This window comes from Nostoc sp. CmiVER01 (assembly GCF_034531135.2).
Classification (GTDB): domain Bacteria; phylum Cyanobacteriota; class Cyanobacteriia; order Cyanobacteriales; family Nostocaceae; genus Nostoc.
In genome coordinates, this window is the sequence record NZ_JAVRBU020000020.1 from 84,850 (window position 1) to 105,237 (window position 20,388).

Annotated in this window: 20 protein-coding genes; 9 read left to right on the top strand and 11 right to left on the bottom strand. The window is 40.8% G+C overall.

Going from position 1 to position 20,388, the window contains the following annotated elements:
• Positions 1 to 466 precede the first annotated feature (466 nt).
• Positions 467 to 3,049, top strand: coding sequence for a GAF domain-containing protein (locus tag RMZ43_RS29590; protein WP_322652780.1), 2,583 nt, complete (start codon positions 467 to 469; stop codon positions 3,047 to 3,049).
• 134 nt (positions 3,050 to 3,183) lie between these two features.
• On the opposite strand, the gene purN is transcribed toward RMZ43_RS29590, so the two are convergent.
• Entirely contained in the window at positions 3,184 to 3,855 is a 672-nt protein-coding gene (gene purN / locus RMZ43_RS29595; protein WP_322652781.1) for a phosphoribosylglycinamide formyltransferase, read from the bottom strand.
• Between the two features lie 170 nt (positions 3,856 to 4,025).
• On the opposite strand from purN, the gene RMZ43_RS29600 reads away from it, so the two are divergent.
• On the top strand, positions 4,026 to 6,314 hold the full coding sequence (locus RMZ43_RS29600; protein ID WP_322652782.1) for a caspase, EACC1-associated type: 2,289 nt from the start codon (positions 4,026 to 4,028) through the stop codon (positions 6,312 to 6,314).
• Positions 6,315 to 6,494: 180 nt separating this feature from the next.
• On the opposite strand, the gene RMZ43_RS29605 is transcribed toward RMZ43_RS29600, so the two are convergent.
• The 4 genes from RMZ43_RS29605 to RMZ43_RS29620 all read right to left on the bottom strand — a co-directional run bounded on the left by RMZ43_RS29605 (position 6,495) and on the right by RMZ43_RS29620 (position 8,251).
• Positions 6,495 to 6,683, bottom strand: coding sequence for a hypothetical protein (locus RMZ43_RS29605; protein WP_322652783.1), 189 nt, complete (start codon positions 6,681 to 6,683; stop codon positions 6,495 to 6,497).
• A gap of 71 nt (positions 6,684 to 6,754) precedes the next feature.
• Complete coding sequence (locus tag RMZ43_RS29610; RefSeq protein WP_322651048.1) at positions 6,755 to 7,084, bottom strand: helix-turn-helix domain-containing protein; 330 nt, start codon at positions 7,082 to 7,084, stop codon at positions 6,755 to 6,757.
• 173 nt (positions 7,085 to 7,257) lie between these two features.
• A complete protein-coding gene (locus RMZ43_RS29615) occupies positions 7,258 to 7,584 on the bottom strand; it encodes a type II toxin-antitoxin system RelE/ParE family toxin (RefSeq protein ID WP_322652784.1) in 327 nt (108 codons plus the stop codon).
• Between the two features lie 352 nt (positions 7,585 to 7,936).
• Positions 7,937 to 8,251 carry a hypothetical protein gene (locus RMZ43_RS29620; RefSeq protein ID WP_322652785.1) on the bottom strand — a complete coding sequence of 105 codons (315 nt, stop codon included), beginning with the start codon at positions 8,249 to 8,251 and terminating at the stop codon, positions 7,937 to 7,939.
• A gap of 169 nt (positions 8,252 to 8,420) precedes the next feature.
• On the opposite strand from RMZ43_RS29620, the gene RMZ43_RS29625 reads away from it, so the two are divergent.
• Positions 8,421 to 9,302 (top strand): carbohydrate ABC transporter permease, encoded by an 882-nt coding sequence (locus tag RMZ43_RS29625; protein WP_322652786.1) that lies wholly within the window; start codon positions 8,421 to 8,423, stop codon positions 9,300 to 9,302.
• 133 nt (positions 9,303 to 9,435) lie between these two features.
• Here RMZ43_RS29625 and RMZ43_RS29630 read toward each other — a convergent pair whose 3' ends face one another.
• Complete coding sequence (locus RMZ43_RS29630; protein ID WP_322652787.1) at positions 9,436 to 10,005, bottom strand: thermonuclease family protein; 570 nt, start codon at positions 10,003 to 10,005, stop codon at positions 9,436 to 9,438.
• A gap of 193 nt (positions 10,006 to 10,198) precedes the next feature.
• Here RMZ43_RS29630 and RMZ43_RS29635 point away from each other — a divergent pair, with 193 nt between their 5' ends.
• A complete protein-coding gene (locus RMZ43_RS29635; protein ID WP_322652788.1) occupies positions 10,199 to 10,945 on the top strand; it encodes a ferritin-like domain-containing protein in 747 nt (248 codons plus the stop codon).
• A gap of 86 nt (positions 10,946 to 11,031) precedes the next feature.
• The gene (locus tag RMZ43_RS29640; RefSeq protein WP_322652789.1) at positions 11,032 to 11,379 is read left to right on the top strand and encodes a winged helix-turn-helix transcriptional regulator; all 348 of its coding nucleotides are present in this window, start codon (positions 11,032 to 11,034) and stop codon (positions 11,377 to 11,379) included.
• A gap of 219 nt (positions 11,380 to 11,598) precedes the next feature.
• Here RMZ43_RS29640 and RMZ43_RS29645 read toward each other — a convergent pair whose 3' ends face one another.
• From RMZ43_RS29645 to RMZ43_RS29665, 5 genes are all read right to left on the bottom strand, one after another.
• Entirely contained in the window at positions 11,599 to 11,991 is a 393-nt protein-coding gene (locus RMZ43_RS29645; protein WP_322652790.1) for a salt stress protein, Slr1339 family, read from the bottom strand.
• Positions 11,992 to 12,018: 27 nt separating this feature from the next.
• Complete coding sequence (locus RMZ43_RS29650; RefSeq protein ID WP_322652030.1) at positions 12,019 to 12,624, bottom strand: vWA domain-containing protein; 606 nt, start codon at positions 12,622 to 12,624, stop codon at positions 12,019 to 12,021.
• A gap of 198 nt (positions 12,625 to 12,822) precedes the next feature.
• Positions 12,823 to 13,428 carry a vWA domain-containing protein gene (locus RMZ43_RS29655; RefSeq protein WP_322652791.1) on the bottom strand — a complete coding sequence of 202 codons (606 nt, stop codon included), beginning with the start codon at positions 13,426 to 13,428 and terminating at the stop codon, positions 12,823 to 12,825.
• Between the two features lie 504 nt (positions 13,429 to 13,932).
• Positions 13,933 to 14,961, bottom strand: coding sequence for a GTPase ObgE (gene obgE / locus RMZ43_RS29660; RefSeq protein ID WP_322652792.1), 1,029 nt, complete (start codon positions 14,959 to 14,961; stop codon positions 13,933 to 13,935).
• 75 nt (positions 14,962 to 15,036) lie between these two features.
• Positions 15,037 to 15,711 (bottom strand): Mo-dependent nitrogenase C-terminal domain-containing protein, encoded by a 675-nt coding sequence (locus tag RMZ43_RS29665; RefSeq protein WP_322652027.1) that lies wholly within the window; start codon positions 15,709 to 15,711, stop codon positions 15,037 to 15,039.
• Between the two features lie 511 nt (positions 15,712 to 16,222).
• Between RMZ43_RS29665 and RMZ43_RS29670 the strand changes: the two genes are divergently transcribed.
• The 4 genes from RMZ43_RS29670 (at position 16,223) to RMZ43_RS29685 (ending at position 20,145) form a co-directional block, all read left to right on the top strand.
• Positions 16,223 to 17,323, top strand: a complete 1,101-nt coding sequence (locus tag RMZ43_RS29670) for a glutamate--cysteine ligase (RefSeq protein WP_322652793.1) — start codon at positions 16,223 to 16,225, stop codon at positions 17,321 to 17,323.
• A gap of 618 nt (positions 17,324 to 17,941) precedes the next feature.
• The gene (locus tag RMZ43_RS29675; RefSeq protein WP_322652025.1) at positions 17,942 to 18,292 is read left to right on the top strand and encodes a hypothetical protein; all 351 of its coding nucleotides are present in this window, start codon (positions 17,942 to 17,944) and stop codon (positions 18,290 to 18,292) included.
• A gap of 386 nt (positions 18,293 to 18,678) precedes the next feature.
• Complete coding sequence (locus RMZ43_RS29680) at positions 18,679 to 19,218, top strand: Dps family protein (protein WP_322652024.1); 540 nt, start codon at positions 18,679 to 18,681, stop codon at positions 19,216 to 19,218.
• A 159-nt stretch (positions 19,219 to 19,377) separates the two neighbouring features.
• Entirely contained in the window at positions 19,378 to 20,145 is a 768-nt protein-coding gene (locus RMZ43_RS29685) for a ChaB family protein (protein WP_322652023.1), read from the top strand.
• The last annotated feature ends 243 nt before the right edge of the window (positions 20,146 to 20,388 follow it).

The window sequence follows — 20,388 nt, forward strand, 5'->3', positions numbered from 1 at the left end:
CACTTAAACCCTAACTTCTTTCTGCACATTCTGCCGCTACGCAAATCTAACTAAGGTGAGTAGTAAATTTCTCTCCTATCAAGCGGCTTAAAGGCTTATTATCGCGTTGTTTCTTCTCTTTTTGAGGGGTGAGGCTAACTTATGATAGGTCTGTATAGTTCTTGTTGAAAAAGAAAGATTTTTTGGCTGTTTTGTCAGAAAACTACACACCTAATATAAAAAATGAGACATTAAACAAACCGATATCTACGATGGGCTACGACTACGCCATTTTATTGTTAACAAGCCCGTTAACTAGACCTGATTTTTTGAGGTCAAAAGCAACAAAAGCTTTATGGCGCATGACGTAAAAGCTTAGTGCCGCAAAATACCCCTGAAAGACAATCCTTGTTTAATAAGTTTTGTGTAGAATTTGGTGAAGAGGTTATTTACTTGATTCTCAATTGCAGCAATCCAGGTTTCATTTATGAATCAGTCTTTTTCTCAAAACCAAGCAAGACGAAATCGTGAACAAAGGCTGCGGCAACAGAAATGGAGTTTAAAAACTAAAGCAATTATTTGGGCACTAAGTATTAGTGTCCTTCCTGTGGTTGCAATTGGAACAGCTACTTACAACTACGGCATTAATTTAATTACTAAACAAATTCCGCAAGTAAGACTTGAGAGTGCGGCAAGTTCAACAGAAACTGAACTAGCTCTACAGAGACAATTGTCGCTCTTGTTAACTGGTATGGGAGTAACAGCAATTTTAACAGGTGCGATCGCTGTTTTTGTGACTAATCGAGCTATGAGTCGGGTCAGTAAAGCTGCGGCAATTTCTAATAGTATCAAAAACAAGCTACGCCCAGATAGTGAGTTTACTCAATATTTCATCGCTAACGAAGATGAATTAGTGATGTTAGAGAGAAACATAAACTTATTTACAGAGCTACTTTCAGTTTTGGCAAAGGAAAAAGAAACCGAAGCTGATTACTCCCAACTATTAATGAAAGTTACGCGATGGGTTCGAGAATCGTTCAATGAAGAAGATGTTCTCAAAATTACCACAGAAGAAATTCGTAAAGCTTTAAGCATTGACCGCGTAACCATTTTTTGCTTTAACTCCAACTCTAATGGAACCTTTATCGCTGAGTCAGTAGCACCTGGTTTACCTAGAATATTAGGGGTTACAGTCTCTGAGCCTGGATTTGAGGTAGGATATATAGAAAAATACCGGAATGGTTCCATCCGTGCTATTGATAATATCTATCAAGCCGATCTCAGTAATAGTGATATTGAGTTGCTAGAGCAATTTGCTGTCAAATCTAATTTAGTAGCACCTATTCTTAAAGGCAAACAGCTATTCGGTTTATTGATTGCACATCAGTGTTCTAGAATTCGCTTTTGGCAGCAGTCTGAGATTGATTTGTTCACTCAGATAGCTATACAAGTAGGATTCGCTCTTGACTACACCAAACTTCTAGAACAGGTTGATACGAAGGCGGATACAGCTCAGATATTTATCGACATTACCCGCAGCATTCGCCAATCGCTTAACGAAGAGGATGTCATCAAAACCACCGTGGAGGAGGTTCGTAAAGCACTGAGTACTGACCGAGTGCTAGTTTATAGCTTTAGCGCTGATTGGTCGGGAACAGTGATTGCAGAATCAGTGGTTCCAGGTTATCCCAAAGTTTTGCGGTCTGAAATCCAAGACCCATGTTTTGCTCAAGATTATGTAGAAAAGTATCAGTCTGGTCGCGTTCAAGCCACGAATAACATTTATGAAGCCGGTTTGCTTGATTGTCACATTAACCTGCTCGAATCCTTTGGTGTGAAAGCAAATTTGGTCGCACCCATTCTCAAAGATGAACAGCTGTTTGGCTTATTAATTGCACATCAATGCTCTAGACCCCGTGATTGGCAACAGTCTGAGATTGATTTATGTGCCCAAATAGCTATGGAAGTGGGATTTGCTCTCGACCACGCCAGACTCCTGCAACGAATCGAGGCTGAGAATGTGCAAAGTCAATTGTTGGCAGATACTATTGGCAGCATTCGCCAATCGCTCAATGAAGAGGATGTCCTGAAAACCACTGTAGAAGAAGTTCGGAAAGTATTAAGTGCTGACCGAGTGATGGTTTATAGCTTTAATGCTAATTACTCTGGAACTGTGATTGCCGAATCAGTTGTTCTCACCTATCCAAAAGTTCTGCGATCTGAAATCCAAGATTTATATTTTGGTCAAGGCTATGTAGAAGATTATCAGTCTGGTCGCGTTTTAGCAATAAATAACATTTACGAAGCTGGTTTGGCTGATTATCAAATTAACCTACTCGAATCCTTTTCTGTCAAAGCAAATTTGGTAGCCCCCATTCTTAAAGATGAACAGCTATTTGGTTTATTAATTGCACATCAGTGTTCCAAACCTCGTGATTGGCAACAATCTGAGATTGATTTATTTGGTCAAATAGCGATGCAAGTGGGATTTGCTCTCGACCATGCAAGACTCTTGCAACGAATCGAAGCTGAAAGTAGGCGAAGTCAGTTACTGGTGGATATTACCCGCAGCATTCGCCAATCGCTTAACGAAGAGGATGTCATCAAAACCACTGTGGAAGAAGTTCGCAAAGCACTGAGTGTTGACCGAGTATTAGTTTATAGCTTTTACGCTAATTGGTTCGGAATTATAATTGCTGAATCAGTAGTTCCAGGTTATCCCAAAGTTTTGCGGTCTAAAATTTACGACCCTTGTTTTACAGAAAACTATGTAGAAAAGTATCAGTCTGGTCGTGTTGTAGCCACAAACAACATTTACGAGTCCGGTTTGGCTGATTGTCATATTAACCTGCTCGAATCCTTTGGTGTGAAAGCAAATTTAGTAGCACCCATTATCAAAGATGACCAGCTATTCGGCTTGTTAATTGCACATCAGTGTTCTGGCCCGCGTGAGTGGCAACAGCCTGAGATTGATTTATTTACCCAGATAGCGATGCAAGTAGGATTTACTCTCGATCATGCTAGGCTCTTACAAGCGTATCAAGCTACTGAAGCGAACTCTGGTGTATAGCTTTGTAGAAGAAGCAAGGGGCAGGGAGCAGGGAGCAGGGAGAAAGTCAAAAGCTTGATGCAGGTTCTTTTCTTTTCCCCTTTTCCCCCTGCCCCCTGCCCCTTGTCCTCTTTCTCCCTGCCCCTTATCCTCTTTTAACCCAACTGTATTGGGCTGAGTGTAGTTTTTGACGAAGAAGCTGCTAGAGCGATCGCTAATGGTAAAATTCGATGTTCCTGAATTTGTATCCTGGCGTGGAGTGTTTCTGCTGTATCATCTGGCAATACTGGTACTGCGGCTTGCATTAAGATTGGGCCACTATCTACTTCTAAACAAGCTATATGCACTGTACAACCAGTGATTTTTACCCCAGATGCTAAGGCTTGTTCTACAGCATGGATTCCTTTGAAACTAGGTAACAAACTAGGATGGATATTAATAATTTTATTAGGAAAGGCATCTATGAAAACTGATGTTAACAATCGCATCCAACCTGCTAAAATTACCCATTCCACATCATAGTGCTGCAATGTCTGCACAATTTTCTGATCAAACTCTTCTCGATTTTGATAGTTGCGGTGATTCAATAAAACAGCTTCTACACCTCGATTAGCTGCTTTTACGGCTGCTTTCGCCGAGGGGTTATTGTAAATTAAAACTTGAATTTGGGCATTTAGCTGTCCATCTTGGATAGCTTGGGCAACTATATCAAAATTGCTGCCATTCCCAGAAGCCATAATTCCCAGTTTTAAAGGGGCGACTTGTCGGCATATATCGCTAATGCTAGGAGAAACCAAGCTAAGGGTAGAATCAGGGCGGAGGGTCATAACAGCTAAGAGAAAAAATTATAGATGCCAAAAATATATACTAAGTCGTGGGTAAAGATTTAGCTCATAACTCGTCCAATTGATATATGTGATATTTTAATACTTGGTATGAAGGAAACAACACAAAGATTAAAGCCGCACAGGATTCGATCGCAGCATAGGTAAGTTAAATGGCGAAGGTAGCGTTGCTGATTGGAGTCAGTGAATATGAACCAGGGCTGAATCCCTTACCCAGTGCAGTTAGAGATGTAGAAGCAGTATACGAGGTACTGTTGCATCCTGAGATGGGCGGATTTGCTGCATCAGATATTACTCTGCTGAAAAATCCTGAGCGACAAGTTGTAGAAATGGCGATCGAAATGCTGTTTTCCAGTCGGCACAGGGATGATTTGCTGCTACTGTACTTTTCAGGACACGGCATCAAAGACGATCGCGGTAGGCTGTATCTGGCGACTCGCAACACCAGTAAAACGCCGCAAGGCGAATTGATTCGCTCAACATCGGTGTCTGCTAGTTTTATTCACGATCGCATGAGCGAAAGCCGTTCGCGTCGGCAGGTGGTAATCCTAGATAGCTGCTTTAGTGGCGCGTTTGCTGAGGGAATGTCTGCTAAAGATGACGGCACGATTGACATTCGGGAGCAGTTAGGCGGTGAAGGACGAGCCGTATTAACTTCTTCTAGTTCAACGCAATATTCCTTTGAGGAACAGGGGCAAGATTTATCGATTTACACTCGTTTTTTGGTTGAAGGTATCAAATCGGGAGAAGCCGATCGCGATCAAGATGAATTTATCTCCATCGATGAACTCCATGAATACGCCAGTCAGAAGGTGCGAGAACTTCAACCTGCAATGAAGCCGGAAATTTATGCAATTCGAGAAGGCTTTAAAATTCGACTGGCAAAGGTGGCTCCGGGCGATCCCAGACAGCGATACCGTAAAGAGGTAGCGCGATTTATTCATCGAGGTGAAATTTCCCTTGTTGGTCGTCGCACATTGGATTATCAGAGGACTCGCTTGGGGTTAGAGGTAACTGAGGCGAAAGCGATCGAAGATCAGGTGTTGGAACCGTACCGCAAGCAGTTTGGCGAAAAACTCCAGCAGTATCAGCAGGTGTTTACTGAACTACTGAAGCGAGATGAGACAATTACAGATAGCGATCGCCAGGATCTGCAAAATCTCCAGCAAATTTTGGGGTTGCGAAATGAGGACACGATGCCGATTGAGGCACTAGTAACTGCACGGTTTAAGACGCATCAGCAAAACCTGCAAATATATCAGCAAGAATTTACAACGGCACTGCGACAGGAGTTTCCTTTGAGTGCAGCAAGCCGCGATCGCTTACGGCAAACCCAGCAGCAATTAGAGCTTACAAATGCTGATATTTCCGCGATAGAATCTCAGATTACGGCTGAGGTAGAAGCATATCACCAAAAACTTCAGGACTACCAACGGCTGTTTTTTACTGCGACGCAGCAGGAATATCCTCTCAGCGAAGCAACCCGCAATGATTTACGCCAACAGCAGCAGCGCTTGGCGCTGACGGATGTAGATGTTGCACCAATTGAAGCGCAAATCACAACCCAAATTGAAAGCTATCATCAAAAACTCCAGCAGTACGAGCAGGCGTTTGTGAAGGCGACGCAGCGCCAGCATTATCCAGATGAAGTGACGCAAAAGCAGTTGCAGCAAACCTGGCAGACGTTGGGGTTGAGTGAAGGGGATGTGGGAGCGATCGAGAGGCGAATTAATGCGGAGATTGCAACGCATCAAGCAAACTTTCGGCAATACGAGCAGGAATTTAGAGAAGCTGTTGGGCAGCAATATCCATTGAGTGATGCTCAAAAAAGTACATTGAAGCAACTTCAGCAAGCTCTGAGTCTCATTGATGATGATGTTTCCTCAATTCAAAATAGCATTACATCTACAATTGAAGACTATCTGCAAAAGTGTGAGCAATATAGGCAAGTATTTACAGAGGCAATTGAGTTTGAATATCCTCTCAGCGAAGCAATTCGTGAGGAATTACGTCACTTTCAACAAATTCTTGAGCTTTCGGATGATGAAATAGTTCAAATGGAGACACAAGAAGTTGAACAGAAAACTCAAGTGTTTAAGTCGGCTAACACTGTTAAATCTGAAGTTCCTCAAACCCCGGATATGACTATAAGTATATCTAAGACAGCAGAAAAACCAAAATCTTCTGCCACCAATGATGTCCAGCCTCCAAGTACTAGTTTTATTCCCTCTACCTCTCAAGATGCAAAATGGATTACAGAATTGATTTCATGTGTATTTTGGTTAGTTTTAATTTATAATGTGGGACACTCTCGCGATTGGCTAATTCAGCGTGCAGTCGATTTATGGAATCACATTCATGGGGAGACACCTGCAAATACTTATCCTGAAAATAATTCTAATCACAGTCAGATCCAGCTAGCCAAACCATTCAAACACTAATCAACGTTGGTAAACTTAAAGTTCGCACATCCAGCCTTAAAACCCTCTTCAACAGCTTAAATCAACGATTGGGTAAAGGAGAATTAGAAGTGATCGCTTTAGAGACTGCTTTTTATAAAGTAAATCTAAGAGCTTACCCAAGCGATCGCTTCAGAAGTTCAGCTATTTTACAGCATCGATTTACTGACTATCGATGAGCTTCCATATATGCTCGCAGTAAAGTATTGATCTGCGTTTGATAACCCCGTCCTTAGCAAACAGTTCTGGTGTAATTTCCGGGCAATCTGATAAATCAATATCTTCATCGCTCATAGCATCAAGCCTTTGCCAATCAGTCTGAGAGTTGCTCGAAATAGATTCGTTGCTCATATTTGGTTGCCTTTCTTGCAGAAATAATGCGCGTTAAATCATTACTATCTGTATGCCTTTTAGGTTAATAATTATTCACAAACTACAGTCGTGCAAGCAATTGAACGGCTTTCTGGTTTAGGCTTAATTGTAATTTCTACATCATTACCTAAAATGTTTATAAATCTGATCAATCTATCTATTGAAAAATCTTTTAGTTTCCCTCTAGTTAAAGCAGATATTTTTGGTTGATCTATTCCAAGAACTTCGGCTGCTTGGACTTGATTTAATTGGCGATTAGCAATAATTTCACTAATTTTGCGTGCAAGTTCTGCTTTAATTAAGCGCTCTTCAGGATTAGACAGTCCTAGATCAGCAAAGACATTTCCGTTACTAATATAAACATCATTTTCTTTGCTCATTTTTTACTCCATTGTTTTTGCTATTTCTTGTAAATAATCTTCCTGAGCAACCTTGAGTCTCTTCTTAACTAAATCTATATAGGAATCGTATTTGATTTTTGAAATTATCTCCGTGGGCGGGGAGTAGGGAGTAGGGAATAGGGAATTAGGCTTTTAATTTTTACCGAGCTTTTTCAGAAATCAAACATTAGTCCTATATCTTGTTTTGGTGTAGCAATACCGTGTTTTGATTTCTTTTGAAATGAATGTAATAGGTAAACAAATCCTGCAAATTTAACAGTGTAAATTGCTCTGTATGTATCCTCTTCAAAATCATCTACAATTTCTAAAACCCCAGTGCCTGTAAATCCATACAAAGGTTTTGCGTTAGGATGCTTTTCACCATGTTGTGCTAAATCCAGAGCATAACCCATTACATCTTGCACATCTTCAGGGAAATTTTTTAAATCATCAAGAGCGCTTGCAATCCATTTGAGGGGTTTTTCTTGTTTTTTACTCATCTATTGCTAATTATGCTAATAATAGCATATTAAGTCAACAAGTAAGATAATGGTATCAAAATAAGTCCATCACCAATTACGTTACTTAAAGTATAAGCGATGCCTACGGCTGTAAACTACGCACCTGCTGGGCTTTGATGCAAAACTTAGTTTAAAGACTCCAAGTAGAGATAATTATGAACCAAGAGCAAACCCCAAGCGATCGCCTCAGAAGTTTAGCTATTCCACAGCATACAGATAAGTAGGGCGGCGTAAATAATTATTGTTGGCATAAGGCAGGGGGCAAGGAGCAGGGGGCAGGGGTAGAAAGAGTTTCAGCCTTATTTACTTATCTTTACACAGTGTGGTTTTTTCACGTCGTTCTACTTACCTCGAAGTCATGTTGAGGTACTTCAAAGTCGTATTGAGGTACTTCAAAATCGTGTTGAGGTACTTCAAAGTCATGTTGAGGTACTTCAAAGTCATGTTGAGGTACTTCAAAGTCGTATTGAGGTACTTCAAAGTCGTATTGAGGTACTTCAAAGTCGTATTGAGGTACTCCAAAGTCGTATTGAGGTACTTCAAAGTCGTATTGAGGTACTCCAAAGTCGTATTGAGGTACTTCAAAGTCGTATTGAGGTACTTCAAACTTTGTCGCACCGCGATCAAGTACAGATGTACGACACATTTTTATTTTTTAGGCAAAACCTACGCAGTATTGCATCAAAATTGCTGTCATTCGCACAAGCCATAATTTTCAAGGCGACTTGTTGGCATACATCGCTAATACAAGGAGAAACCAAGCTAAGGGTAAAATCAGGGCGGAGGATCACAACAGCTAAGAGGAAAAATTATAGATGCCAAAAATATATAGTAAGTCGTGGTTGGATAATGATACAGTAGCCGCCTGGATTTTTCTTACACCAGCACTAATTTTACTGGGCGTTTTTATCATTTGGCCGATCGCTTATTTGTTCTACCTCAGTTTCACAGCTGGTAGTTTCACTTTAAAAGGTATTTATTGGATAGGCTTAAAAAACTATTCGCGCTTGCTACTCAACCCCGACTTCTGGCAAGTTTTGGATAACACCTTTTATTTTACTGTTGCCACTATCATTCCCAGTTTAGTTATCTCTTTGGGATTGGCAGTGTTATTAAACCGTTCCATTCCTTTCCGGGGCATCTTGCGAAGTGCCTATTTTCTGCCTTCAATTATCTCACTTGTGGCAGCCGGGTTGGGATTTCGCTGGCTGTTTCAAACATCAGGGCCAGTAAACGGACTTTTTGATTTTTTCGGTATTCCAAACATAGCCTGGCTAGGAGACACATTTTGGGCAATGCCGATAATTATTTTAATGAGTATTTGGAAACAACTCGGTTTCAATATGGTAGTTTTTTTAGCAGGATTGCAAGCAATTCCTCCCAGCCGTTATGAAGCAGCAGATTTAGATGGAGCAAATGCTTGGCAACAATTTTGGTATATTACTCTCCCTGGATTGCGCTCGACTGTGATATTTGCAGTCATCACTACCGCGATTTTTACATTACGGAGTTTTGAGCAAGTTTTTGTGATGACTGGCGGGGGCCCACTGAATTCGACTAATTTGCTGGTTTACTACATTTATCAAGAGGCTTTTGCTCAATTTGATTTTGGTTATGCAGCCGCCGCCGCGACGGTGTTACTAGCAGTGACGATGGTACTAATTTATTTGCAACTGCAAACTTGGGGAGAGGAGTAGGGGGCAAGGAGTAGGGGAGGCAGAGGAGCAGGGGAGCAGGGGAGGTAGGGGAGGATTTTGGAAGTTGCTGAATAACCGTGTAAATATGCAATGGTAAAAGTTTAGTGCATTTAGTTAGTAACAGCTAGAGTTTTTACTTTTTTTTATATAGGCTGCGATATTCCCAAGGATTAATAAATTTAGTATCGCTCCAAATGCCAAGGCGTTGTTCCTTGGCTTTAGCTTCGGCTTGTTGAACTAAGTCTTTGCTAGGACACTTGTTTAAATAGGGACGATACACTTTTGCTAAACCTTCTTGCAATAATACCTGTTGCACAAAAGTGCCATTTTTTAAACGAACTTCGGCAATTTTACGTCCATAGCGATCGCTATCAGTAATATTCAAAGTTACGCGTTCGCCTCCTTGCTGCACCAGTTCTTGTACCCTTTCTTGAGCTTTCACACCCCAATCAAATTGGTTGCGATCGCTACTGCGTTTACTTTGCTTTTCTTTGTTAGTATGAGCTATTTCTGGCGCATCTACACACGCAAAACGCACAGTAAGATTTTTGCCATCAGCATCTTTTACTACTAAAGTATCGCCATCACTAACTCGCTCAACTGGTTCTCCAGAATTACTAATAAAGCGATCGCAGCCTATCAAACCCAAAATTAGGATAGTTGCACAAAGCCAAAATCGCACTGGTTTAGTTAATCTCTCCATCCAAAGTTACCTGCATTACCGCATTACCTATGTGGGATGATACTAGCAAAATGCAAGGATATGTTTGTTAACCTTCGACATACTGCCACAGGCAATTGAAAATTCCAAATGGTAAGAGCCTCTGGCGGCACACTATAGAAAATGCGGATTAGTATAAGAATTGTAACCTTCAAATTGTCGGCGGGAATTTCTGATGAACTTCTTGACTCACGTTCTGCATTTAGCTGGTTCAGGTGCTTTTGCCTATTACTCTGCTGCTCAAATTCGTGATTCTAAAACCCGCCCTAACATCCTTGCGGGGTTTCAGTTGGCGGAATCTGGCTCTGTGCCGTTTTTATCTGCACTTAGCGATCGCGCCGCAGCCGAAGGTGATACATGGCTAGCCGAAAAACTAGCAAAACATGCATCAGATGAAACTAGGCATGGTAAAATTTTTGCCCACGCCTTACAACAGTTGAATAAACAAGTTATAGATTTCAAGGCTCAACCCCAAACTACAACCACAAAAAAATCACAACAGCGTAGTCCCTTTTTCGCAGCATTCTTTGAAGGCTACACCCAAGAACAGCTAAAACCGGCTGTTATTGACTGGGATGTGTTTATGGCTAGCACATACATTCTGGAGTTAGATGCTAGTAAAGACTTTGCGCGAATGGCGAAAGCATTACCTGATAGCGAGTCAACCGCTCGTAATTTGAAATTAGGAATGTTAAGTATTGCCCAAGATGAAACTGGACATGCTGCTTATCTTTACGAAGCGATGATGCGACGGATGTCTGCGACTGAAGTGCAAAAACTCGTAGATATGTGGCGAACCCGCAAGGTAAACGCCTTGTTGGCAATGGTAGGCGGTATTCTCCAGCGTAATGGTGAAACGCGCTCGCTAGTCCAAGATAGTGCGCCCTCGGAAATCGATTCTGAATTGGTAGCTACGTCATAATTAAAAATTGAATTAGGAACATTCAACACTTAGCTTGAAAGGCAGGAGGTTTGTCTCTTGCCTTCTTCAAATTCACAAAACTAACTATGAAAGCTGAAGCAGAAAATAATCGCAGGCTGACTTGTGAAGTAGAAACCACCCTAAAGGTGATTGGCGGACGCTGGAAAGTTTTGATTATTAGAGAATTAATGACTGGCGTCAAACGATTTGGTGAGTTGCAACGGGCTTTACCTGGAGTTACGCAAAAGATGCTGACTCAGCAACTTAGAGAAATGGAAGAAGACGGTATTATTCATCGAGAAGTTTATCCCCAAATTCCGCCCAAGGTGGAATATTCTCTGACGCCTTTAGGAGAAACTTTACAACCAATTCTCTATGCTATGCATGAATGGGCTGTGCAACAGTTAGCTCGAAAAAATCACCATCAATATTGAGCATGGTTAATAAATAATAATTGCTAATACCATTTCAATTAATGATTGCAACCCATCCTTGGGTAAAGACGCGACGCCAGTCGCTACAACGGGGGGAACCCCCGCAACGCGCTGGCTCATGAATCGCGTCTCTACAGGTGGTCTATTTGTCGTATTCTTTTTTAAAATTGGTATAACTTATAATTTTAGCTAGCAGATTTCTCCGAATTACGAATTATTTTATTCGTTGTTTCTCAAATATTCAATCGCTGCCTCTAATTTTGAGGAATAACTTTCAGCAAACCTTTCAAACCAAAGTCCTTCTGACGAAAGTGGATCTACTTTGGCTAACCATTCTTTTGCTTCCACTTTCAAAGCTTCTAGTTGTTTGGCTTTGAGTTGTTCTTGTCGAATTCGTTCTTGTTCTAGTTCTTGCTGTCTTTTTAACTCAATAGCAGCATCCTCTTCCGCAAAATCAGCCTGAACTTCTGCCAAAAGATTATCTATGAAAGATGCCGACTTTGGCGATGATGGAATAAACGATTTGGCTGTGGCTGATTTTGACTGCTGTTGTGGTTGTACTTCTTTGTATTCAGTTTGGAGTTCAGCTAATAGCTTATCAATGGAATCCATTTTTGTAATTCCTAATAAATAATATAGCTAGTCATTAATGGCATTGAGTAGGACTTCCGATAGACTCAAATCTTCCATATCTTCCATAGTAATGGTGTCACAGATATCAAACTTAGCACCAGCACTTTGGAGTTCATCGTCTAAGACTTTGAGAAAACGGGTGGCTTGTGGATCTGTGCCGACTTGAATAAAGGAAATAGCTAATTCTTCATCTCGATCAATGCGGCGAGAAGCTTCAATAATTACCTTCATTACTGCTTTGCGATCGTCCGGTTCACCATCAGTAACTACTAAAATTGTTTCACCATTTGGCTTGGTTTGACCGGCTGCTTTGCGTTGAAGGTAATCATCAGTTGCATGTTTTAACACACCTGCTAAGTCAGTTGTACCAGAGGGGTCATTTTCTTGGAAAATCTGCGCTACCTTGCCGGATGTCACATTTTCGTATCGTTTAAATTTACCAGAAAATACATAAATAGTAATGCCGTCTGGGTCAAATTGCTCACATTTACTAGCTAAAGCTAAAGTAGATTCCTGCGCTGCAACCCATCTAGTTCTACCACCCTTTTGATCTTTGGTTGCCATGCTGCCACTTTTGTCGATAATCAAGGTATAATCACGATTTTCTAGCATTATTCAATTCTCCAATTAAGAGTCAATTAATTTTGGATTAACCGTTAACCTAAAAATAGGGTGTTGGAAATAAATTTTAGATTTTAATTTTCATAGTTGAAACTAGTTGTGAAACCAGATTTAAGTTTTAAATCTTTTAATCCAAATTTTAAAATTCAAAATCTAAAATTGGTTACTGGACTATGCACGAGCAACACATTAGTCAGTTATTGCGTTCGTCAATACATCTACAAGGCTCATATCTTCTAAGTCGTCTAAAGTAACCGTGTCACAAATATCAAATTTAGCACCAACACTTTGCAACTGATCGTCCAAAGCTTTGAGGAACTTAGTTGCTTGGGCATCTGAACCCACTTGAATGATTGAAATTCCTAATTCTTCATCACGTTCCATCTGGCGAGTCGCATGAATGATCACTTCAAATACAGCTTTGCGATCGTCTGGTTCACCATCGGTAATGACTAAAATTGTCTCTCCGTTTGGCTTACTTTTACCGGCTGCTTTGCGTTGAAAGTAATTATTGAGGGCATCTTGAAGTACACCTGCTAAGTTTGTCGTCCCAGAAGGGTCATTTTCGAGAAATATTTGTGCGACTTTAGCTGAAGTGACATCATTGTAACGTTTAAATCTACCGGAAAACACGTACACCGTAATGCCATCGGGGTCAAACTGTTCAGCCTTTCTTGCCAAAGCCAGAGTAGACTCTTGGGCGATGTCCCATCTACTTCTACCACCCACTTGATCGGGTGTGGACATACTACCGCTTTTGTCAATAATTAATGTGTAGTCGCGATCGCTCATCATAATATTCCTCTGATTGTTACCCTGTGGTTCTAGTCTAGTCTACGAATTTGACGATACCGTAAGCATTTTAAGGTTTCGTATCAATCCTGCTACTCATTTGCTACTCAAAAACGCTATGCTTTACCTGGTTTTTAGCGATCGCGCTACTCAAATGCTACTCATTTGGCTGTCAGGATTGATGTTTAGAGACTATCTTGCAATAAATTACATGCATCTCTATGGAATGTCTAATTGAAATAATCTCTTTCTTGCTTGGTAAAAAAACATAATTTCGGAAAACTTACTTGGTTAAGCGTATCCTTTTAATAAAGTTTAAAAATATAACTTATAGTGGCGTGGCATGACTGCTGTAAATGCGTTGGTGTAGCCTGCCGCAGGCATCGCCTAGTTCCCAATCCCCTGAAAAAACCAAAAGTTAGTAATTAATTTGGTTTGCTCAGGGTATAACCCATCTCATCTCTACAAAAAAGTCTTCCTTTGAGGATGAGACTGGTAATTATTTTGTCAGCTAAATACCTCCACTTCTTGAGGAACCTTCATTTGGTCGAGAATTCCCCAAATTTCTTGTAACATCGGCTCTAACCCGGTGCGGGTAACTGCTGAAATCACAAAAACGGGCGCGTAGGAGAGATGATTAAGTTGGGTGGCTAACGCTTCCAAATCGACAGTTTCCCGATCAACTGCATCAATTTTGTTCAGCGCCAAAATTTGCGGGCGTTCTGCTAAACCTCGTCCATAAGCTTTTAATTCTTCATTAATTGTGTTGTAGTCTCTAACCACATCATCACTAGTAGCATCAATCAAGTGAAGTAGTACTCGCGTGCGCTCAATATGACGTAAGAAATCGTGTCCCAGCCCTGCACCATGAGATGCTCCCTCAATTAGTCCGGGAATGTCGGCGAAAACAGTACCATCGCCAGTAGGTTTACGTACTACACCTAAATTTGGGATCAGGGTAGTAAAAGGGTAGTCTGCGATTTTTGGACGTGCAGCTGATAAAGATGAAATTAGAGTAGATTTACCAGCATTTGGTAAGCCAATAATCCCAACTTCTGCCAAAAGCTTCAACTCTAGGCGCAACTGCTTTATTTCCCCTGGTAATCCTGGGAGGGCATATTCTGGGGCGCGGTTACGGTTACTCAAGAAATGCTGATTTCCCAGCCCACCTTTACCACCTTGAGCAATCAGTAAAGTCTGCTTCGGTTCAATTAAATCACCCAACAATTCACCAGTTTCAGCATCATAAATGGTTGTACCGCAAGGAACTTCGATGATCAAATCCTTTCCTGCTGCTCCAGTACAGTTATTCGGCCCACCACGAGTCCCTTTTTCTGCCTGAAAGCGATGGTTATATCTGAAGTCCAGCAAGGTTTGTAGGTTTTCGTCGGCAACAAAAAATACTGAACCGCCTCTTCCCCCATTACCACCAGAAGGGCCACCAGTCGGCACGTATTTTTCTCGCCGGAAGGCGACAATACCATCGCCGCCCTTACCAGCTTCAACTTCAATTTTTGCTTGGTCAATAAATTGCATATTTAACTAATAGTGAGAAGTGAGGAGTTAGGAATTTAGGAGTTACAAATTATAACTCCTCACTCTCTACTTTAACTAAATATATGGTGAAACATCTTCACCACATTTATCTGCCAGGTAAGAGAGGGCGCGGAAACGTAAGCCCACTAGTTGCTCATACAAGGGGTTGATTTTACACATCGGCGGTATGTGGACAATCTTTCGTCCAAATAAGGTGACATCCCGCTCAAAGGGACACTGAGAGGGAATCATTTTACACAAAAAGCGGGCTACTCTTGGGTCTTGGATATCTAGCCGATCCAGCCAGTCGCGCAGGGGGTGTAGTGCATCAATTTGACGCTTTGTAAGCCCACTGCTGGCAATAGTGGGGGTAAGCAGTGGGTGTTCTAGGGTGTAGCGAAGGGCTTCTAGTAAGTTCTCTGGCTGTTCTAAGGCTTGGCAGAACTGATGTAAAACCTGATCTTCGCTAGGAGAATAAGTACCATCTGCGATCGCTACCATGATCGCAGTCCTTAAGAAATTTTCCGATGCTGGCGTACCTTTACCCAAGACTGCGGCTAATTCTTCTGGCGTAATTACCTCTAGTGAGTCGAATTTAATCTTAGGAGCTAATTCATTTTTGGTGATGCTGGCAATTAATTCCTGTTCTTGGGCATCAAAATTACCATCTGCCCAAGCAATGGTGAGCAGTCCACGCAACCAAGCGGCAATCTGTTCGTTGCTGTATGGGGATTGAACGGTACTTGTCATAAACTCACGTCTCAAGCTTTCCTCAGTCACTACTAAGCTACCCTACCCAGCGACTAGGAAGATAGTGGAGGCAATACACAATAATTAAGAAAGTGCGTAGGCGTAACTGCCTTCAGAAATAAACCAGAGAAGTTTTCAAATCCCAATAGTCGGTCTTGGGGTAAAATCCATCTGAGCTAATCTTGATAATTTTTCTATTTAAACTAAAAAGGAAAATTTAATCTTTAGTTATGGAGATATTAATGAATAAAAGCAAAACTCACCTCAGCATCATTGCAGAAAAACTACTAACTCCCTCTGGGCTAGAGTTTGTGAGCTTCAGGCACCATATCCAATTATAGTAGATCCTAAATCATCTGAGATGATTACAACGTACCCGCTTCAGGTTGCTGTAGGTATCGCTAACCAATTTGATTAACCTACTTCTGCAAAATCTTCTCAGATAAACTGTTATTTATGAGGAATTATCACCCACAGATGGTTACGCACCTACACAATAAAGGTATACGTGATGTTTTTATTTGGCATTGAGCATGAAGTCGCTTTTCTAAATAAAGAAGGAAAATTTGCTGATTTTTCCCATACCAAATTTGCTGATTTCAATCAAATTATTGAAAAGCTACCTACATACCCCAGCGACTATCCTCAACTACGCATAGGGGATGCGGGTATTAAGATGAAAAGATGGTACATTGAGGGATTTGAAAGATTTGCAGATTCCGATAAAGTGATAGACTGTCATGCAAAAGGTATCGAAATTAGAACGACTATACATTCTAATATTCAAGACGCTATTACTGAATTATCAGAAAGTTTTCACTTACTACGTGAAGTTGCTGCAAACTTTGGTTTCTCACCTGTTTTAGTCAGTTTTAATCCATACAATCCGGTTTTTGAACCTCATCCCCCATTAAACGATTACGAAATTAAAGAGCTACAGGCTTATCCTGACGAGCAAACTGCTAATATTCACATGGTATCGTACGGGCCAGATTTGAATATTTCAGTGGTAAATTTGTCTACTGAAGATGTGATTGATATTGGCAGAAAGTTAACTTATTATAGTCCTTATATCGTCCCTTTTAGTTATAGTTCCCCTTTTTATAACGGAACTTTATGGGATGGGCTATCGGTACGAACATTTATCAGAACCGGGAAAAGACCAGCAGCCCTAGTTTTTGTTCAAAAACAGGAACAATTGATTAATAGCATACCTTCCTTAACAAAAATCGCCCGCATTCCGGCGGAGGTGGGACGCATTGAATTTAAGGCTTGTGATAGCTGTGATGATTTTTATATATATGCAGCTTTGCTAACACTATTAAAAGGTTTGGTGTTAGATAAAGCTTTGCTGGGTAGAGCAACTGTACCCGATGCAATGTTACATCAAGTTTCTGCAAAAGAAGGGTTTGACAATGAGGATATTTTTGAGAATGCAACAAAAGTCTTGCAAGCAGCCGAAGTTGCTTTAGGAGATGACCCAGATATTCATTATTTAACGCCGTTAAAAGTAATGCTAGCGAAGCGAAAAACAAGATCCCATGAATTAATAGAAATGTTCCATCGTGTAAGTTCGATAGAAGAGGTAATAAAACAGACTTATCAAGTTTAAAATAAATTAGCAATGGTGACTCTTACAGGAATGTTTGAAAAGTTATTCAGGTTGTCTGCAAATGGTAAAAGTTGCCTCAAGCGCAGTGGCAATTTTTACAAAACCTCACTTGTAAGCGTATAAGCGAAATATCATGATGCATACATGGGCTACGCCTGTGCTGATTGCTTCACATTTTATAACAAACATTGATTATCCTTGTCTCAAAAGGTCAATTTCTACCAATTTGCTTGCAGAAACCAAACTATATTAATAAGTCGATATACCTGGAGACTGATTTTATTATAACTAAAGATATAGTAAATTTCATTCTGGAGATTGATGCAGGCATTAGCATTTTCAAAGTACAAGTAGAAACAAGGAACCTTGAAAGAAGATTGTCAATATAAAAACGTAATGATTTTGCTAAAGAATTAAGGTGATATTCTGCTTATTATCCCTTAACTAGTTCGATGCAGAAATCCTAAGACAATTTCTTCGTCAGGTTCGTTTCTAAAAAACTTTCAGATTGAAGGGTAGCTGGCTATTTTTATTATTGCTCTTTACCAAGTAAAATGTGATCTGCCACTATTTTCAGTCAAAGTTCTGCGTTGTTAAAGCTGTTATTGAGGATTTCAAATGAAAATTATTGCTTCTGTCTTAAGTCCAGTACGCTTCCTAGTTGTGGCTTTTACTTGCGCCTTACTATTGTTATCTAGTGCTTTTCCTGCTTTTGCGATCGATAGCTACCAAAGTGAACCTGAGGAAGCTACTACACAATTGCTTGACATTCAAGCAAAAACTGACGAAGCCGCTAAAGCACCACCAATAGGATTGAGAAAGACTCAAAAAGAGACCAACGAAGGACTTAATGAGGTTCAGGGAGCTGCTGATATTAACCAGCAGAAGCGTCCAGATAATTCCCAGGCTGCAACCTCAGTGGAAGAAAATATAAAGAATGCATTGGAGAAAGTTACAGGTAAGAAGTAAATTAATCGCTTTGGTAATCTTTCGGTAGTAATGGGTGATTGCGTAAATGCAGTCACCCATTACTAATTAGTATTGTTAACCTGGTGACTACAATTTAATTATAAAAATATGTTCACTCTGAGTATCTATGGCGAAACTGGGTTTGCATAGTTTTGATTAAAGATATCTTAATTAATAATTATATTTAGTGAATTTTGCTGTTGTAGGCAAAAAAATCAATAAAGTTCGCTAATTACTAGAATATTGGCTTAACACTACCTATTAAGACATAGGCATAATTATGAATTTAGTAATTAATTTAAGCTCATAATGTTACCTTTGGTTGATGTGGAATCTGTCTGAAATTTGAGAAGTTAGTAGATAAGTTTGCTTAGGGATGGAAAACAATGCGTTCGATAAACATTGGTTTGACTGAAGAACAGCGTCAAGGTGTAATTAATCTGTTAAATCAAGATTTGGCAGACGCTTATCTACTATTGGTGAAAACCAAAAAGTATCACTGGGATGTCGTTGGGCCTCAGTTCCGCTCTTTGCACCAGCTTTGGGAAGAACACTACCAAACGCTGACTCTAAATATTGATGCTTTAGCAGAGCGGATTCGTGCTTTGGGCGGTTATCCAGTTGGCACATTGGAAGGATTTCTCAAGATTGCTACCCTCAAGGAACATGCTGGTAGTGTTCCCACATCTACAGGGATGGTATCTAATCTAGTGAATGATCACGAGCAAGTTATTCGGAACTTAAGAGACCATGTAGATCAGTCTGGTGACCAGTTCCACGATCAGGGAACTGCTGACTTTCTGACTGGACTGATGGAACAGCATGAGGAAATAGCTTGGATGCTGCGTTCATTCATTGAAGGTGAAGCACTAGGCCCAGATGGTAGACAGCCAGCAGAAGGGGCTAAGACTCCCGTAGGTGTGTAGCTCACAACGTCTGAAAGAGGATGGTTCTGTGTAAAACCAGTTAGAAGGAGAAATCAATCCTCCTTCTAACTGCTGTGAAGAAATTAATCTGCCTGCATCTACCTATTCGCCATATTCATTGCAAAAACAAGATAATACAAACCAAACAGGGGGTTTTAAGTGTCAGAAGTATATAAAGCAGAACGGACTATCTCTGCTGTATTTAAGGAACAGAAGCAAATTGATGATGTCATTCGGCGCTTATTAGACAGGAGTGTGCCTAGAGATCATATTTCGGTCATGGGTAGAAATTTCCAGTCCGAAACTAGAATTGCTGGCTTTATTAGTAAAAAAGATGTGATTTTGGGTGGTTTGAGAACAGGGGCAGTTTTTGGTTCCTTGTTTGGTTCCTTTCTCAGCTTGCTCACTGGTGTAGGCGTACTATTTATTCCCTTTGTCGGCCCAATTGTGGCAGCAGGGCCTATTGGTGCAGTGCTGTTGGGGGCTGCTAGTGGAGCGATCGCAGGTAGTGCAGGTGCTGGTTTAGTATCGGTTCTAACTACTTTGGGAATGTCAGAAGATAAAGCGGCGATCTACCAAACCCGCTTACAAGCTGGCGAATTCTTAGTGATGGCAGAAGTACCAAGCGATCGCACTGGCGAATTTCAATTGTTGCTCGAAAGTGCTGGTGGCGAAGAAATTCACACAATTGAAAAAACCTTTGCTCGCCCTTGTCCTGGACAGTGCAACAGCCCAGAAGACTTGTCTCCGGAAGTTCGCGCTCATCTTTCTGATGAAGCTCAACGCACATTCATTGAACGCTACAATACTGTCTTCAATGAGAAAAATGATGAGTTCACTGCTGAACAAGCTGCTTGGGAGTCTGTTCATCAGCAATATGATGAAGATGAAAACGGCGTTTGGTCAAAAGCTAAGGTTAAAGCTTGAAGATTTCCAAAAAATAAATTATCCAATTGTATCGGGTGGGTAATCCTGCTAGATTTTTTTGAAGTTAAGGGCGGGCGAGATGCCCACCCTACAATCAGATGAATAGACTTCTTGCATAAGTCGGGAAAAGGGGAAGGTGGGGCCCCCTCTGGGGATAAGGGGCGGGGGGAAGGGGAAAAAGTTCTGTATCGTCCTTTTCCCCTTTAACCTTTACCCTTTTCCCCAAGAGTGCAAAAAGCACTT